We start from the raw sequence: 17,285 nt of genomic DNA, 5'->3' as shown, positions 1-17,285 counted from the left end.
CTTATACAGAAAATTGATATTCTTTAAGAATTTGTTTAGCTTTATTGGATTTTAAGAAGTTAATCCATTCTTTAGCTATTTTTTTATCTGAAGTTGCACCTGCTTTATAAGTAATTGGCTTGCTTAATTTAATTTCTTCGATGACTTTAACTTTATTTGCTTTTTTCTTTTGTTGATATAAGTCTGTTTTATAAACGAATCCTTCCTGTGCGTTTCCTTTTTCCACATAATTTAATACTTGTTTTACGTCTTTAGCAAAAATAATTTTATCTTTAACATCACCATATAAATGTTGATCATCTAAATATTGTTTTGCATATTTACCTGCAGGCACTGTTTTTATTTGTCCTAGTGCGAGTTTGTCGTTTTGATTTAAATCTTTTACAGAGGTATAACTTTTATTTTTATCACCAATTAATACAAGCTGATTCTTTGCATAATTATAAGTATCATGTGCTTTGTTTTTTTTCTTCAACAGATCTATATCTTTAGTGTTAGCTGACATCATGACATCTGCCGGAGCACCCGCTTCTATTTGCTGTCTTAACGCACCTGATCCGCCATAGTTAAATTTAATCTCTACATTTGGATGGTCCTTTTTAAATTCATTTCCTAATGATTTACTGACTTCAGTCAAACTTGCTGCAGCAGAAACTTGAAGTTCTTGTTTATCACCTTTTGGCGATTGTTTTTCATTCTGTTCTTTATTCAGACCTCTCTCATTAGTACAACCTGCTAATACTATACTTAATGTTAAAATAGTAATAAAAATATGTTTTATTTTCATGATAGCCTACCTCCATTTAACCTTTATTATACGCTTTAAATAATATTTGAAAAAGAAATAAAATGTGATAAATTATGTCATTATTTATACAACTAAATGTACTCGAATTGACTTTATAAAATCTTCTTAAAAGTCCTTTCCTAATAATAGGATATACAAAAGAGTGAGAAGTGAGTTACATTTAAGATAATAAGTAGTCATGATTAAAGGGGTAAAAAAATGAAAAAAGATGTGACGCAAAAACAAACTATAATCAAATTTGAGAATGGACACTTATACACAGCATCGGATTCATGTGTAACAGAGATGCCATTAACAATTAAAGTCAACGATATTGAGTTTGCAACTATTATTTGTAGTCCAAACCATTTAGAAGAATTGACTTTAGGTTTTCTTGCATCTGAAGGTATATTCTTAAAGAGGAATGACTTACAATCCATTCATATTGACGAAAGTAAAGGATTCGCTCATGTAAAACTAACTCAATCAGTAGGTCAACAATTCGAACATCCTACAAAACGTGTGCTGGCTTCCTGTTGTGGTAAAAGCAGAGCATTTTATTTTCAAAATGATGCTGCTATTGCCAAAACATCAATGACAAACATTCAACTTCAACCCAAACAAGTTATTAATTTGATGACGCAATTACAGGATGCAAGTATTATTTTCAAACAAACGGGTGGTCTTCATAATGCTGCCATCAGTGATGGAAAAGACTTTTTTGAACATCGCCACGATATCGGACGTCATAACGCTCTTGATAAATTATACGGTTACTGCATTCAACGACATATATCTGTGAGAGATAAGATTTTGATTTTTAGTGGCCGTATTTCATCAGAAATTTTAATCAAAGCAGCTAAAATCGGTGTAGGAATTATATTATCTAAATCTGCTCCTACTTCACTTGCAATACAACTTGCAAGAGATTTAAACATTACCGCAATTGGGTTTATTCGAGAAAATCATTTTAATATCTATAGTCATCCAGAAAGAATCATAAATGAATTTTAAACTTAAATGAATTTTAAGGTTAACACTACATGTCCGATCACCTTTGAACATATAAAAAATAACCTAAGATAGATTTAATAATCCATCTTAGGTTATCACTTCGATGTAAAATTTCGATTAACTTAAATATTTTCTTTTAAAATATGATACTTAAAACCTTGGTATATATATCCTTGTCTTAGATACATATCTTTAGCAGTATCTTCTCCATCTGCAACAAGAATAACAGGTCGCTCGTTAGCCATACGTCCAACGTAAGCTTGTATTTCAGAACCAATACCTTGATGTTGGAATTCTTTTAAAACCCCAAAACCATCTATTTCTATTGTTTTATCCGTCATTATAATATCAACTATTCCAACTGGTTGCTGGTTAACATATGCAACTAAACGTTCAATGTCATCCAAGTTGTGTGAGCTATAAATATGTTGTTTAACCATGTTGGTATAGTTATCACCAAAAGGCCGTGCAAACGCATCATAGACATGAAGGTAATCATTGATATTACTACTTGTTACAAGTTGAATATCTACGTCTCTTTTGCGTGAAAGTTCCTTTAACGCTTTAGCTTCAATGACATAAAGCTCAAGTACTCCTATCTGAAAACCTAGGTCACGTATTTTTTCCAACAATACTTCATCTATATTTTCATTAGCTGGAAATGAAAATGAAAGATGATAGGATGATTGATTTAGATGCGTTTTCTTTTGAACCTCAATGTCTTTAAGCCATTGATTCATTGTTGGCATCGTTTTATAAATCCACGTGTTACTTGCATATTTTAAAGGTTGAGAAGGTAAGATATAAATCACCTTTCTAGAATCTTCAGTTATTTTATTTCCATCAATATAAATATCTTTAAAAGTTATTTTCGACATAAATATCGCCTCATCAACTTCATTATTATTTTTTAGTTACCGAATAAGAGTCTTGAAACGTGAATGATTTAAAATTGCTGCACCTATTAAACTTGCAATAATAGCCTTAATAATATCACCTGGCATAAATGTAAATGATAATATAAATGCCTTAGAGATAGGTATATGTATAATGAAGCCCATAATGATTGTACCTAATATATCTAATCCTAATACACCGATAACTAGTGTAGCTATAAAAATCACTAAGAAATTAATTTTATGCAAATATGCATCACGAATAATACCTATAAAGTAAGCTACAACAGGATATAAGAATAAGAATCCTGTCGAAGGTCCTGCAAATACGCCAATTCCCCCACGGCCTCCAGAAAGCACTGGTAAACCTGTAGCTACTAATAATAAAAAGACAATAACACTTGTAGTACCAAGTTTTCGCCCTAAAATAATTCCTGCCAAAAAGATTCCTATATTCTGTAATACAATAGGTACTGGCATAAATGGCAGAGGTACACTTGGTACTAAACCTAAAATACAAATGATAGCAGTCATTAAAGCTGTATATACTAAATGTTTTGTAGTCACTTGTTCAACCTCCTTACATAGATTTTATTATAGCACCCTTGTAAACTTTTATGAACGGAAAGTTTACAATAAGTTGAAGTAGATAATCTTTTTATTAACTAATAAAACTTAAGACTCAATTTTCTTTGCTAAATCCGTTATGTATTTAAAAAATGCTTGTTTATTTACATCCGTAATGACTTGAACTTCACGTCCATTTTCAGATTGGAATGTTCTCCCTTGACTAGGTCCTTGACTGACTACATCAATTTTCAATTTCGTTGATTCAACTAAATTTGGAGAACCCACATAAGCAGTAGTTAATACATCCCATAAAAAGTATGTTGAATTGGTCACAAAATGTGTGAGTGGTGGTACTGCTGCGTAACTTGTGCCCAGAAAATCAACGCCTAAATATTGTCTTTTATCTGCCCACATTTGACGAACTTCCATTGTTAGAGGGACTTGATTTGTACTTTCTAAAGCAACAATATCGACAATCATATCACTATCTAATACAACTTTTACAGCCTCGGGATCCCAAAATGCATTCCATTCAGCTGTACCATCATGTTCTGGTTCTTCAACATTTCCTTTGTCTAAAAACGTTCCACCCATCCAAACTAATTTCTCTATATTTTTTAAAATTGAGTTGTCATAGTTTATAGCTTTAGCTAAATCTGTAAGCGGTCCAGTAAATAACAATGTAACTTTCTCATCACAACGCTTCACCTTACGAATAATATCTATATACGCCTCGTCCTCACTAGCCTTACATCTTTTGGGTATACAAGACTCATTTAGCACTGGTAGGGCATCCATAAAGAAAGCATGCATTCTCCATTCTTTTGGAAAAGGATTTTTCCCTCTTTCATATGATGGTGCTACATTAATTTCAACGTCTGAAAAACGATTTATAATCTTTAATGAAGCACTTAATGAAGGCTCTAAATAGCAGTCTGCACCAATCGTACTTACACCAACAAGTTCTATATTTTCCATTTGTAATAATAAAAATAGTGACACTAAATCATCAACGCCACCATCATGATTAAAATATACTTTGGTCATAGTTGATACTCCTAACGTTTTTAATGAATAACTTAATTATATTTGAAATCTTTTATGACACCAAATAATTTCCAGTTGATCATTGAATACATGCCAATCTATAAATAATTAGCAGTTACATAGCCATTTCATTATGATTGCATTAGAAAAGCCTGTGACAAAAAGATTGTCACAGGCTTGCTTAACTTGAAGTCTATCAATGACTAAATTAAATTATTAATGTACATCGCGCTTTTTTTAAAATTTATATGCGTTGCAATGAAGAACATTAAATTCCATCTCATTCCTTTAAAGAATATCAATATAACATTAGAGTTTGTTTGTAATACTTTTAGCAATATTAGTGTAAGCCATATCTTCCATTGGTGGATTATGTAATCCAGCACGTATATCTCTATAGTACCGCTGAAGAGGTCTGTTCATTTCTAGGCTCTTAGCTCCAACTATTCTCATAGCTAAATCAACGATTTCTATACCTTGGTTCATTACCACCACTTTACTTGCTGAGGTTTCATTCCATATTTGTGCATCCTCTGTATATGATTGATATCCTCTAGCTGTACTCCATAGAAAATGTCTTGCAGAAAGTAATAAACTTTCCATTTTCCCTAAATTTTGTTGCACTGTAGGTAAACTATCAATCGTACCTGTAATACTGTTAGGACGATAATTTTTTGCAAAATCTACTGCATAGTCACGAGCTGCTTGTGCAATACCTAGATAACAGCTCGGTATATGAAGAAGCCAACCATTAGGTATTGATTCACGTTTTGATTCTACAAAATTTTCATTAGGAACATGAACATTATCAAGAATTAAATCATGGCTCTCAGTCGCTCTCATACCAACCATATCCCAATTGTCAGCAATACTTACTCCTTTAGTTGACCGAGGAATTAAAAAGAATCCCATCGATTTAGTTTCTTCAACATAGGCGCCAACAATATAATGTGTCAATGCTTTACTCATAGATGTAAAGGTTTTAACACCGTTTATAACATAACCATTTTCAACTTTAACAGCATGTGTAGATGGGCGACCACCTCTAGTAGGACTACCAGTTTCCGCTTCACTGACTGCTCTATTGATCAGTGCACCGTGAACAACTTCTTTAGCAAAGGAATCTAACATTGATGGTGTCCACATATGTTGCTCGTACAATTGACCAATTACACTCAAATGCCACCCTATAGATAAAGCAGTCGCTCCATCAATAGCACCCAAATAACTTTGTAAAATCACCATATCTTCAATAGTAGCACCTTCACCTCCATACTCTACAGGCAAAGTTAGTTTAGTATATCCTTCCTTTATCAGCCATTCAATATTTTCATATGGGAATCTAGATTGAATATCATTTTCAGCTGCACGTGCTTTGAATTCACTTTCAATCTTTTTAAATTTACGAATCCACTTCTTTTGAATGTCAGTGTGAATTAAAAAAGACTCCATCACATTCACGCCCCCTATGACTCATTTTATTTTAAAATTAATTATTCATAGTTTAACACTCGACTTTATTTTTTCAAAATTTACGAATGGATCTTCATACGCATTTTTCTCTGATATTGAAAGGTTACCAATAAATATATACATCACTTAACTATGAATATATCTAATTAGTCAATTTTATTTCTTTTATAAAATTTCAATATAAAATCATCGCCACATTCATAATGAAGACAGATGCTTTTTAGTAGAATTTTGATTTTCAAATACATTTAAATTTTATAAAGTAATGCTAAAATTTCGGACATAAAACGTAGTGAATTAAATATCTGTTCTAAAACAGTTGTGATTATAAATTTAAAAATAATCATAGTGTATCAATTAAGGTTAACTCAATTTGCAAATTTTAATATTTTCACTTTAATTATGCATTATTTATACAGATTGATTGTTAATTCCTGCAAACAACATAATCCATGTAGCAAAAATAAATGGCCATGTTAAAGGTGGTAAACCTAGAGGTGCGAGCAATGTACTCAAACCTAAATGTATGAATGCAGTGAGCACTATTCCTAAAATCATTGCGAGATAACTATGGATTGCTGTCTCAAAAGTGACACCTAGCGCAATCGCAGATAAAACTACATTATAGCCAAAAATGCCGTCATTTATACTACTATAGTCTCCACCCAATAATATAATTATTAGGAACCCAATGATGTTTGCAATTATAGAAACAATTCCAGCTTTTTTAGAACCTATAAAAATCCCTATTAGAATTAATAAACCACCTATTATGCTGGGCATTAAAAATATTTGTCCAAATCCATCTAAAACTGATTGAAAAAAATGAACACGGATGTGGTCATTATTTAAAGATACCTTTTCTATATGCTCCGGAATAATATCAATCTGAGTATGTAACGTTTTAAGTTGATTAGGTATTAACAAAGTAATCCACGTCATAATAACAAACGGGCTAGTTAAAAATGCTATTTTATGTGGTTTCAATACTTCTCTTACCGCTGCTCCAATCGGTAACGTTAAAATAGTGGATACGAATGTGATTAATATACCGCTCCAATTGCTATCCAAAAATAAAGTAAGTGCAATTGCTGTTAATACAGGGTTAAACCCGGCTAATCCACTTTCGATTTCATCTTTTGTGTAATTCATATGTGGTGCCAATATCCAAGTCATTACACTTGCAATTATAGCACTGATTGCTACTTTCCAATTCACTGCAAACAATCCAATTAAAATAAATAATCCAGTGTATGGATTATTTATTAAAACCACTTGAGAGATACTACTTAAAATTACTTTTATCAATTTCAATTTTATAGCCTCCTTTTATTCATAACATTAATTATTTAATAAAGACAATTTTCAAATTACCACTAAATATTCATCATATCAATTACATTTTACTAAAATAATGTTTATGTACGCTGGATTTTTTCATATTTATTCAACTTTATACACTTAATTTTAAAAAAACATTGTTAATTCTATAAAATTATCAAAGTATTATACTTGTATAATTCATTAAATGGTTTTAATATAAAATTCGCAAGACAAATTATTTTGAAAGAAGGGATAGTTTTGCACTTTACACAACGTGAACAAGACAAATTAATGATAGTTGTAGCTGCTGAAGTTGCACGTCGTAGAAAAGCAAGAGGACTTAAACTTAATCATCCTGAAGCACTTGCTTTAATCAGTGATGAATTATTAGAAGGCGCGCGTGATGGTAAAACGGTGGCTGAACTCATGAGTTATGGAAAAACAATTTTAAACGAGGACGATGTCATGGAAGGCGTAGCTAACATGATTACAGAACTTGAAATTGAAGCAACTTTTCCAGATGGTACTAAGTTAATAACAGTCCATCACCCAATCGTTTAAGGAGGCTATATCAATGATTCCTGGTGAAATTATTGTTAAAAACACTGAAATAGAAATCAATAAGCATCACCCCGAAACGGTGATCGAAGTAAAAAATACAGGCGATAGACCTATACAAGTAGGTTCACATTTCCACTTTTTCGAAGCAAATAAGTCATTAGAATTTGATCGTGAGAAAGCATATGGTAAACATTTGGATATTCCTGCAGGCGCAGCTGTGAGATTTGAACCTGGTGATGAAAAAAAAGTACAACTTGTCGAATATTCTGGACGACGTAAAATTTATGGATTCCGTGGTTTAGTCGATGGCGATATTGATGAAGAACGCGTATTTCGTCCAAATGATTCAAATCAAAACGCCGCTGTTAAAAACGATGCAGGCGAAGACAATGCGAATAAAAAAGGTGGTAAATAAGCATGAGTTTTAAAATGACACAATCTCAATACACTAGTCTTTATGGACCAACTGTAGGAGACTCTGTGAGATTAGGAGATACGAACTTATTTGCACAAGTTGAGAAAGACTATGCAAATTATGGCGATGAAGCTACTTTCGGTGGCGGTAAATCAATTCGTGATGGTATGGCTCAAAATCCTAATGTGACAAGAGATGATAAAAATGTAGCTGATTTAGTTTTAACTAACGCATTAATTATTGATTATGACAAAATTGTTAAAGCAGATATCGGAATTAAAAATGGTTATATTTTTAAGATCGGTAAAGCTGGAAACCCAGACATAATGGATAACGTTGACATCATCATTGGTGCAACAACTGATATTATTGCTGCTGAAGGTAAAATTGTTACTGCCGGCGGTATCGATACACACGTGCACTTCATCAATCCTGAACAAGCTGAAGTTGCACTTGAGAGTGGTATTACAACGCATATCGGTGGAGGAACTGGTGCTTCTGAAGGGGCTAAAGCGACTACTGTAACACCAGGACCTTGGCATATTCATCGTATGTTAGAAGCAGCAGAAGAGATGCCTATTAATGTAGGATTTACTGGTAAAGGTCAAGCTGTCAATCATACTGCACTTATTGAACAAATTCATGCAGGCGCTATAGGTCTTAAAGTACATGAAGATTGGGGAGCTACACCTTCAGCATTAAGTCATGCATTAGACGTTGCAGATGAGTTTGATGTTCAAGTCGCTTTACATGCAGATACATTAAATGAAGCTGGATTTATGGAAGATACTATGGCTGCTGTTAAAGATCGTGTATTGCATATGTATTATACTGAAGGAGCTGGTGGTGGTCATGCACCTGACTTAATCAAATCAGCTGCATATTCAAACATCTTACCTTCTTCAACAAACCCAACATTACCTTACACTCATAACACTGTAGATGAACATTTAGACATGGTTATGATCACACACCATCTTAATGCTTCAATACCAGAAGACATTGCATTTGCAGATTCTCGTATACGTAAGGAAACTATAGCAGCAGAAGACGTATTACAAGATATGGGCGTATTTAGTATGGTAAGTTCAGATTCACAAGCAATGGGACGTGTCGGTGAAGTTGTAACACGTACTTGGCAAGTTGCACACCGTATGAAAGAACAACGCGGACCATTAGATGGTGACTTTGAATATCACGATAATAATCGTATTAAACGTTACATTGCAAAATATACAATCAATCCTGCCATTACACATGGTATTTCTGACTATGTTGGATCTGTAGAAGCGGGTAAACTTGCCGATTTAGTAATGTGGGAACCTGAGTTCTTCGGTGCCAAACCCGATCTTGTTGTTAAAGGTGGCATGATTAACTCAGCAGTAAATGGTGATGCTAATGGCTCCATACCAACTTCAGAGCCTTTGAAATATCGCAAAATGTATGGTCAATTTGGCGGTAACATTACACATACTGCTATGACTTTTGTTTCTAATACTGCATACGAAAACGGTATTTATCGTCAACTTAATTTAAAACGTATGGTACGTCCTGTTAAAAATATTAGAAATTTAACTAAAGCAGATATGAAAAATAATAATGCTACACCTAAAATAGATGTGGATCCACAAACATATGAAGTATTTGTTGATGGTAATAAGATTACGAGTGAAGCAGCAAAAGAATTACCTTTAACGCAAAGATACTTCTTATTCTAGGAGGACGTAAATCATGATTATAGAAGAAATACAAGGAAATATTGCTAATTTATCACAAGATGAAAAGCAAAAACATGTTGAAAAAGTTTATCTTGAAAACTCTGATTTGGTTAAACGTATACAACGTGTTAAAACAGATCACGGTAATGAAATAGGAATACGACTTAAACAACCCATTGATTTACAGTATGGTGATATCTTATATCAAGACGATACAAACATGATTATTGTCGATGTAAATAGTGAAGACTTACTAGTAATTAAGCCTAGAAGTTTAAAAGAAATGGGAGATATTGCCCATCAACTTGGTAATCGACATCTGCCTGCCCAATTTACAGAAACTGAAATGCTTATTCAATATGACTATCTTGTTGAAGATTTATTAAAAGAGTTGGGTATCCCCTACTCACATGAAGACAGAAAGGTCAATCAAGCATTTCGACATATAGGACATTCGCATGATTGATCATCAACATTTAAGACTATTTCAGTTCTGTGATTCTCAGTTTCCAACTGGTGCATTTAGTCATTCATTTGGACTTGAAACATATATTCAAAGAGAAGCTGTTCATGATACTGAGACATTTATTGAATGGTTAACATTGTTTATAAATGAACAATTAACTTATTCAGATGGGTTAGCTATGAGAATTGTGTACAACGCATTAATACGCAATGATAAAGATAAAATTTTAGATATTAACCAAAAACTATTCGTACAAAATTTACCTAAAGAAACACGTATTGGCGCTAAGCAAATGGGCACACGCATGGTAAAATTAGCTTTAGATCTTTATGAAAGTGAATGGATTCAATGGTACTATGACCAAATGAAAAGTCATAAAATACAGCTTCATCCAGCTGTGTGCTTTACTATGCTAGGACATGATTTATGCGTCAATGTAGAGTCCATCATTGATTATTACTTATATCAAAATATCTCTAGCCTTACCCAAAATGCAGTTAGAGCGATTCCTTTAGGACAAACAGCTGGGCAGCAAGTCGTAACTGAAATGATATCCCATATCGAGAAAGTACGTAATCACATACTAGAATTAGCTGAGAGTGATTTTGGTATGACTGCTCCCGGCTTAGAACTTAATCAAATGGAACATGAAAATGTTCATGTTAGAATCTTTATTTCATAGGAGGCATATGAGATGTCAAATCCAATTAAAATTGGTATCGGGGGCCCTGTTGGTGCAGGTAAAACCCAATTAATAGAAAAAGTGGTTAAACGTCTTGCCAAAGAAATGAGCATCGGCGTTATAACAAATGATATCTATACTAAAGAAGATGAAAAAATATTAGTTAATACTGGTGTTTTACCAGAAGATAGAATCATTGGTGTAGAAACTGGAGGTTGTCCTCATACAGCGATTCGTGAAGACGCCTCAATGAACTTCGCAGCCATAGATGAGTTATTAGAACGTAATGATGATATTGAACTCATTTTTATTGAATCAGGTGGCGATAACTTAGCGGCTACGTTTAGTCCAGAACTTGTTGACTTTTCAATTTATATCATTGATGTTGCACAAGGCGAAAAGATACCACGTAAAGGTGGTCAAGGTATGATTAAATCTGATTTCTTCATTATTAATAAAACAGACCTTGCACCATATGTGGGCGCTTCATTAGATCAAATGGCTAAAGATACTGAAGTATTTCGTGGAAATCGTCCATTTGCTTTTACAAATTTAAAAACTGATGAAGGTTTAGAAAAAGTTATTGAGTGGATTGAGCAAGACGTCTTACTCAAAGGATTAGCTTAATGGGTAATCAGAGTTGGACTGGCCAATTGGATTTAACAGTTTTTAATAATGGCCAAAGCTCAAAAGCACGAAATATATATTTTGAAAAAGCGCTCAAAGTCCTACGCCCTATATACTTAGAACAATCTCCTGTACCAACTTTCTATATTGTGAATGTTGGTGGAGGTTATCTAGATGGAGATAGATACCGGGTCAACGTCAACTTAGAAGATAAAGCACAAGTAGTACTCACTTCTCAAGGTGCAACTAAAATATATAAGACGCCCAATGATCATGTAGAACAGTATCAAACATTTCATTTATCAAATCAGTCATATATGGAATTTGTGGCAGATCCTATTATTGCCTACGAAAATGCTAAATTTTACCAGCATAATACGTTCCATCTTAAAGAAGATAGTGCTATGTTTTACACTGATATATTAACACCAGGATATTCATCTAAAGGGCAAGATTTTACGTATAAATATATGCATCTTATTAATGAAATTTACATTGAAAATCAATTAGTTGTTTTTGATAATATGATGTTAAGTCCTGAGAAAAGTAAACTCGACGGTATTGGGTATATGGAAAACTATACACATCTAGGTTCTGCTTATTTTATCCATCCGGACGTAAATCAAAGTCTCATAGACGATATTTACGTGGCGGTTGCTGACTTTCAAAAACAATACGACTGTAGAATAGGTATCTCACAATTACCTACTCATGGATTGGCTGTTCGTATTTTGACTAAAAGAACTCAAATAATAGAAGAAATTTTGACTCGTGTTCAATCATATATCAATCAAACGATTTATCATCGACAAATTAACTCCTTAAGAAAATATTAATTTTTTCAAATAAAAAGACTAGGTGCTCACTTTAAAGTGGGATACCTAGTCTTTTTTAGAAATCTTCATCTTAAAAACACACATGAAACGCCAGTGTCTTAGTATTATTTGATATAGTTTTCTAATTCTAAAATCAATTTTTTTATTTTTTCTCGTTGTTCATCGGATACAAATACAATTACTGTTCTTTCATCATGCACGCTTCTTTTTTTAGATAATAAATTTAAATCTTTTAATTTTTGTAATGCTTTAGTTAAATAATACGGTTTAAACTCTGAACATGTAGCAATTTCTTTTGAAGATATTTCGTTAGATTCACTTTTCAAAATGTGATTAAGAATATAAATTTCTTCATAATTTAAATTATATTGCTTTTTAGTATCTCTAAAAAATTTTTTAACTTGAAATGTCGCATTAACCAAATCATTGATGTCTTTAATTTTTCCCATTATAAAACCACTCCTCTGATGCACATCTTGTTGTAGCAAGGTTCACATGTATTTTATCTAACCGAAAATTTCTCCGCCCATGTTACAAGGTACATTTTAAACAAATAAGTATAAGAATTCAATATTTTTATAACTACAAAATGCATTTATACATTTATTTCTTAACCAAAACATTTATAATAGTGAAATTGATGTAATTAAAAATATTAATACTAATAATATATCACTAATTACGTCATCGTATTTTTTAAAATTTTAATATAACATATCTGTTTAATTGGAATTAATTCGTATACATCAAAAGAGCAGTCAAATTTTTTACATAAGGCATTTTAAAGGTATCAAATCTTTTACAATTCAAAATTTTAAGTTCATTGTAAATACCACATAATAAACTAGTATATTTATTGAATTTGTTGTTTTATATAATCAACAAAAGCTTGTACATCTTCAGTCTTAATTTCACGCATTGGAACTGTTCCAATATTGAACTCAAATATAATATCTGAACCATCAAAATGAATTTGATTAATTTCATCATAACGTATATTTCGATAATAAAATTGTCCATTCATATCAACATTCATAATTAACCGCTCATTTGTTGCTATGAAGGCACCTTCAAATTTAGTCTGGCCCTGTACGTTATACTCAATTACACCTAATACAGAGGGTCCTTTTTTCTCGGTAGGAAATAAATCATCTGGATTCACATTGTCTAAAATCATTCTTTCAACTCCTTTTAGTTAATACAAATTTTATTTTACACATGCTGTATTCCCTGTTCTAATTTATTGTAACATTCCTCGATTTCTGACTGAATCACATTAATTTTTTCTTTTCTAAGTGTTAATACAATATAGCGTTCATCATCTCTACTACGACTTTTAATGAGATAACCTTTTGACTGTAAGGTCTTAATAATAGGTCCCAATGAAATGATTCCCTTTAAAGAATGTACTTTTATGCTTTTAAATGTAGTCTTGTTATCACTAATGATAAGTAACCCAAGAAGGTATAATTCTTCTAATGTTAAATGTTGATGGGTACAAGATTGTTCAATCACTCTAAATTGACTATGGCATTTTAAATAATACGATAATAAAGTTGAATGATTGATTTCGTTTATTAATGTAGATTTCACCTCTAAGAAGTGTTCTAGTTCTTCAATTAATTGAGTTATTTTACTAGATTGATTTTGAGTTAACGTAATAACTAGTCTACGTTGGTCGTATGGATGTCGTTTTTTTGAAATCCAATTAAATTCATATAGATGTGTAATACTTTTTAACAATTTGTTTTTTTGATAATTTTTGTAAAAGATGATCATATTTAAACTTAATTCTTCTTTATGATTTTCAGTGAAATGTAATATAAATATTAATAATTTAAGCTGTTCAATTGTCAGCTGGTAGCCATATTTCAAATATTCTATTGTGACGTGATCTAATACAAAATGGGCTAAGAATTGTTTAATCTTCTGTTGTTGCATTTGATGATAATCCTTTCTTAGTCAACAACCTTGCACGACTACGAACAAAGAAATGTTAAATGAGCAATACTCATTTTAGGAAGATCAACTATTGCTTGTTGGCTTTCTTTACTCTTCAACTTTGCTAACCAATATTGATGTGGGTATGGTATATGACTATCTAGCTCATCATTCTCATTCATTAAAAGTGGTATCATTTCTATATATTCATATTCTGCATGGTTGAGTGATTGAATATCTGAAAAAATTAATTGTTGATGGTTTACATTTTCCTTAATCGTATTTTTTAAAGAGATAGCAATGGCCTGATATTCATACTTATATTGAGTCATAATGATTGCATCATCTTTATAGACGATTGTCCCCCTTAATTGGTTAAACATTCTTATTACATATGACAAGATATGATACGGTTTTAAATTTGAATGATATGTTACTGTGGTAGCGTAATCAGAGAAAGGTTGTATTAAAACACCTCTCACTTCTCCACACATTTTAATTAATGTATGAATATGTTGAATCCATGGATATTCCACAATCTCACTTTTTAAATCGGTCAAATAGCTAGTTTCCAAAATGACTTTTTCAAATGATATCTCTTTAATATATAAATGTAATTGATTAATAGGAATGAAAATTTGAGTCACTTGTTTTTCTAAATTTTGATAATTAACATTTCCATTTTTCTCATTTTTAATACGATAATTTAACTTATAATATTCAAAATAAGAACTAATCATCTTTTTTAACTGCACTACTTGTTTTAACATCATGTCCTCTACAATAAATTCAATCTCAAGTTGATTAAATTCTCTTAGCATGATGAATAACATTTGAAATGTTAACTTCAGAGCCATTTTTTCCTTTGATGTAAAAGTATCATGTCGATCGGTAATGATTTTAAATGTTGGAATTAAATTCAAACCGGAACAAAAACGTAAAATTTTCAACATCTCATAGCGACATAACTCTTTGTTTTCAATCATAGAAGTGTAGTTAAGCTCTATTACATAGCGCATTGATTTTTGACTTAAACTTAAATTACGCTTTATATGAATTATCTGCTCCTGATCAAGAATAGTACTTCGGTTATCTTCAATATAAATATCATAAGAACGATATTTTTTCCTTTTATCTGACATCTCAATATATTTTTTACTTATTATTTTTGAATCTAAATCTTGTAATTCGTGAATGTTCATAAGAAAATGTCTATCTAAATCAATTTCTTCAGCAGTATTTTTGAAGATAGACGTCGCTATATAATCTCTTCTAATCAATTTAGGTGTGTAACCATATGTATTTTTGAATAATTGTATAAATCGAGAATAATGATGAAAACCATGATCTATAGCTATTTCTTCGATAGGTTTATGGGTTGTCAAAATATCTATAAGACAAAATTTTAATCTAAGTTGATTTAAATATTGATTAAATGTTTGAAATGGCGTTTGTTTAAACATAGATGTAAGTGCTTGATTTGATAGGTTAACAGCTTCAGCTAGTTCATGTTTGTTGATTTTACTGTCATGATGATCCACTAAATATTGATGTATATCTTCAGATAAATAAAAATCTTTATTGACATCAAGTTTTGGTTTCTTTAGATAACTCAATTCAATAAGTAAAAATTGTATCAATCTTTGTATCTCGGACACATCATTATAAGATAAACAATGTAACTCTAATATTTTTAATATCCAGTATTTTATTCTATCTCTACTACGTTCATCAATCTTTGTACCACTTATTAAAAATTGAGTATCCTTCTGACTAATATATCGATGTATTGGTATATCGATAATACAACACATGGTATCCGTATTACTTAACAGTGAATACGTATCATTCATTACAACAAATGCTATATCATCTTTCTTTAATGTATGTTTCTGAACATTGATAGTGATTTCACATTTCCCTTTCAAACAATAAAATACCTTTACACTCAGTGCCTTTTCTGTATTAATGGCTAAATTATTAAAAACACGTATCGAATAATTTTCTCTCATATGTCTTCCTCACGATGTCCTAGTGTGTATTTTAAATTAAACTTCTCCCCGATTGCTAAACTAAATTTAACTAGACAACATCTATTTTTCAGTGTCTATTATACAACTCTCAAAAAATTAGTAGTAACAAATTAGATTTTAATTATATCAATTTTCTTTTCCATTTATATAGCTTTCTCAAAATATTGCTCAATCATATCATCAAATCAACATAAAATATCAAAAATTCAAATACTGTTTATTCACATTGCTATGTTAATTATTATCTAAAAGAATTTTCAGTAATTTTACATTCATGTAACAATGTTTGTGTTACTCAAAATCAAATACTTTAAAAATGCTGAGCGTATCATTTCTATTCATATTACATAAATTAATTGGGTTAAATGAGATTGTGTAACAATATTAGCAAAAAATTACAAATCAATAACAATGCACACAAACATCAATTTTTCTGTTAGAGTATGGCTTGTCGTTAAACAAGAACGAATAAAAATTATTTTGTAACTCATTGATCACATGATTATTAATTATAAAAAAACTAGTTTAATTTTCAGGAGGATATTTAACAATGAAAAAAATCGCTACAGCTACAATTGCAACTGCAGGAATCGCTACTTTCGCTTTTGCACACCATGACGCACAAGCAGCAGAACAAAATAATAATGGGTACAATCCTAACGACCCTTATTCATATAGCTATACTTACACAATCGATGCTGAAGGTAACTACCACTACACTTGGAAAGGTAACTGGAGTCCAGATCGTGTAAATACTTCATATAACTATAATAGTTATAATAACTACAACAACTATGGTTACAATAACTATAGCAACTACAATAACTACAGTAATTACAACAATTACAACAATTACAACAATTATCAATCAAATAACACGCAATCACAAAGAACAA

18 protein-coding genes and 1 pseudogene are annotated in these 17,285 nt (G+C 31.4%); 9 read left to right on the top strand and 10 right to left on the bottom strand.

All coding sequences use genetic code 11. From position 1 onward, the window contains the following. Window position 1: 1 nt before the first annotated feature. Window positions 2-787, bottom strand: a complete 786-nt coding sequence (gene modA / locus HMPREF2897_RS03720; protein WP_070592703.1) for a molybdate ABC transporter substrate-binding protein — start codon at window positions 785-787, stop codon at window positions 2-4. Between the two features lie 219 nt (window positions 788-1,006). On the opposite strand from modA, the gene fdhD reads away from it, so the two are divergent. After that, window positions 1,007-1,801, top strand: a complete 795-nt coding sequence (gene fdhD, locus HMPREF2897_RS03715; RefSeq protein ID WP_002447303.1) for a formate dehydrogenase accessory sulfurtransferase FdhD — start codon at window positions 1,007-1,009, stop codon at window positions 1,799-1,801. A gap of 122 nt (window positions 1,802-1,923) precedes the next feature. On the opposite strand, the gene HMPREF2897_RS03710 is transcribed toward fdhD, so the two are convergent. The 5 genes from HMPREF2897_RS03710 to yut all read right to left on the bottom strand — a co-directional run bounded on the left by HMPREF2897_RS03710 (window position 1,924) and on the right by yut (window position 7,101). Continuing rightward, window positions 1,924-2,679 carry a GNAT family N-acetyltransferase gene (locus tag HMPREF2897_RS03710; protein ID WP_002447302.1) on the bottom strand — a complete coding sequence of 252 codons (756 nt, stop codon included), beginning with the start codon at window positions 2,677-2,679 and terminating at the stop codon, window positions 1,924-1,926. A gap of 36 nt (window positions 2,680-2,715) precedes the next feature. Then, complete coding sequence (locus HMPREF2897_RS03705; protein WP_002495925.1) at window positions 2,716-3,264, bottom strand: biotin transporter BioY; 549 nt, start codon at window positions 3,262-3,264, stop codon at window positions 2,716-2,718. A 108-nt stretch (window positions 3,265-3,372) separates the two neighbouring features. Next, a complete protein-coding gene (locus HMPREF2897_RS03700; protein WP_002447300.1) occupies window positions 3,373-4,314 on the bottom strand; it encodes a nucleoside hydrolase in 942 nt (313 codons plus the stop codon). A 309-nt stretch (window positions 4,315-4,623) separates the two neighbouring features. Next, the gene (locus HMPREF2897_RS03695; RefSeq protein WP_176744854.1) at window positions 4,624-5,766 is read right to left on the bottom strand and encodes an acyl-CoA dehydrogenase family protein; all 1,143 of its coding nucleotides are present in this window, start codon (window positions 5,764-5,766) and stop codon (window positions 4,624-4,626) included. A 432-nt stretch (window positions 5,767-6,198) separates the two neighbouring features. Beyond that, window positions 6,199-7,101, bottom strand: coding sequence for an urea transporter (yut, locus tag HMPREF2897_RS03690; RefSeq protein ID WP_049386414.1), 903 nt, complete (start codon window positions 7,099-7,101; stop codon window positions 6,199-6,201). Between the two features lie 267 nt (window positions 7,102-7,368). Between yut and HMPREF2897_RS03685 the strand changes: the two genes are divergently transcribed. Genes HMPREF2897_RS03685 through HMPREF2897_RS03655 form a run of 7 tightly spaced genes read left to right on the top strand, consistent with a single transcriptional unit; the run spans window position 7,369 to window position 12,415 of the window. Then, complete coding sequence (locus HMPREF2897_RS03685) at window positions 7,369-7,671, top strand: urease subunit gamma (RefSeq protein ID WP_002476246.1); 303 nt, start codon at window positions 7,369-7,371, stop codon at window positions 7,669-7,671. 13 nt (window positions 7,672-7,684) lie between these two features. Further along, entirely contained in the window at window positions 7,685-8,086 is a 402-nt protein-coding gene (locus HMPREF2897_RS03680; protein ID WP_070592697.1) for an urease subunit beta, read from the top strand. Window positions 8,087-8,088: 2 nt separating this feature from the next. After that, the gene (ureC, locus tag HMPREF2897_RS03675; RefSeq protein WP_070592696.1) at window positions 8,089-9,804 is read left to right on the top strand and encodes an urease subunit alpha; all 1,716 of its coding nucleotides are present in this window, start codon (window positions 8,089-8,091) and stop codon (window positions 9,802-9,804) included. Between the two features lie 13 nt (window positions 9,805-9,817). Next, window positions 9,818-10,270 (top strand): urease accessory protein UreE, encoded by a 453-nt coding sequence (ureE, locus tag HMPREF2897_RS03670; RefSeq protein WP_002457967.1) that lies wholly within the window; start codon window positions 9,818-9,820, stop codon window positions 10,268-10,270. Then, on the top strand, window positions 10,263-10,952 hold the full coding sequence (locus HMPREF2897_RS03665) for an urease accessory protein UreF (RefSeq protein ID WP_070592692.1): 690 nt from the start codon (window positions 10,263-10,265) through the stop codon (window positions 10,950-10,952). Before ureE ends, HMPREF2897_RS03665 begins: the two co-directional genes overlap by 8 nt. 12 nt (window positions 10,953-10,964) lie before the next feature. After that, window positions 10,965-11,579, top strand: a complete 615-nt coding sequence (gene ureG / locus HMPREF2897_RS03660; protein ID WP_002447292.1) for an urease accessory protein UreG — start codon at window positions 10,965-10,967, stop codon at window positions 11,577-11,579. Continuing rightward, window positions 11,579-12,415: an urease accessory protein UreD gene (locus tag HMPREF2897_RS03655; RefSeq protein ID WP_002491569.1), complete on the top strand. Its 837-nt coding sequence runs from the start codon at window positions 11,579-11,581 to the stop codon at window positions 12,413-12,415. The genes ureG and HMPREF2897_RS03655 overlap by 1 nt, the downstream gene beginning before the upstream one ends. Before the next feature lie 104 nt (window positions 12,416-12,519). On the opposite strand, the gene HMPREF2897_RS03650 is transcribed toward HMPREF2897_RS03655, so the two are convergent. From HMPREF2897_RS03650 to HMPREF2897_RS03635, 4 genes are all read right to left on the bottom strand, one after another. Further along, a complete protein-coding gene (locus HMPREF2897_RS03650; protein ID WP_002457969.1) occupies window positions 12,520-12,864 on the bottom strand; it encodes a SarA family transcriptional regulator in 345 nt (114 codons plus the stop codon). 404 nt (window positions 12,865-13,268) lie between these two features. Next, complete coding sequence (locus tag HMPREF2897_RS03645; RefSeq protein ID WP_002447289.1) at window positions 13,269-13,592, bottom strand: PH domain-containing protein; 324 nt, start codon at window positions 13,590-13,592, stop codon at window positions 13,269-13,271. A gap of 35 nt (window positions 13,593-13,627) precedes the next feature. Beyond that, a complete protein-coding gene (locus HMPREF2897_RS03640; RefSeq protein ID WP_002447288.1) occupies window positions 13,628-14,356 on the bottom strand; it encodes a transcriptional regulator, SarA/Rot family in 729 nt (242 codons plus the stop codon). Between the two features lie 38 nt (window positions 14,357-14,394). After that, window positions 14,395-16,368, bottom strand: coding sequence for a helix-turn-helix transcriptional regulator (locus HMPREF2897_RS03635; RefSeq protein WP_070592690.1), 1,974 nt, complete (start codon window positions 16,366-16,368; stop codon window positions 14,395-14,397). A 571-nt stretch (window positions 16,369-16,939) separates the two neighbouring features. Here HMPREF2897_RS03635 and HMPREF2897_RS03630 point away from each other — a divergent pair. After that, window positions 16,940-17,285: pseudogene (locus tag HMPREF2897_RS03630) on the top strand (CHAP domain-containing protein); the annotation flags it as partial.

Origin of the sequence: Staphylococcus sp. HMSC065D05, assembly GCF_001813195.1 — a bacterium.
In the GTDB taxonomy this organism is placed as follows: domain Bacteria; phylum Bacillota; class Bacilli; order Staphylococcales; family Staphylococcaceae; genus Staphylococcus; species Staphylococcus epidermidis.
Note: the sequence above shows the minus strand (reverse complement) of the source record. Positions and strands in the feature narration are given on the sequence as shown.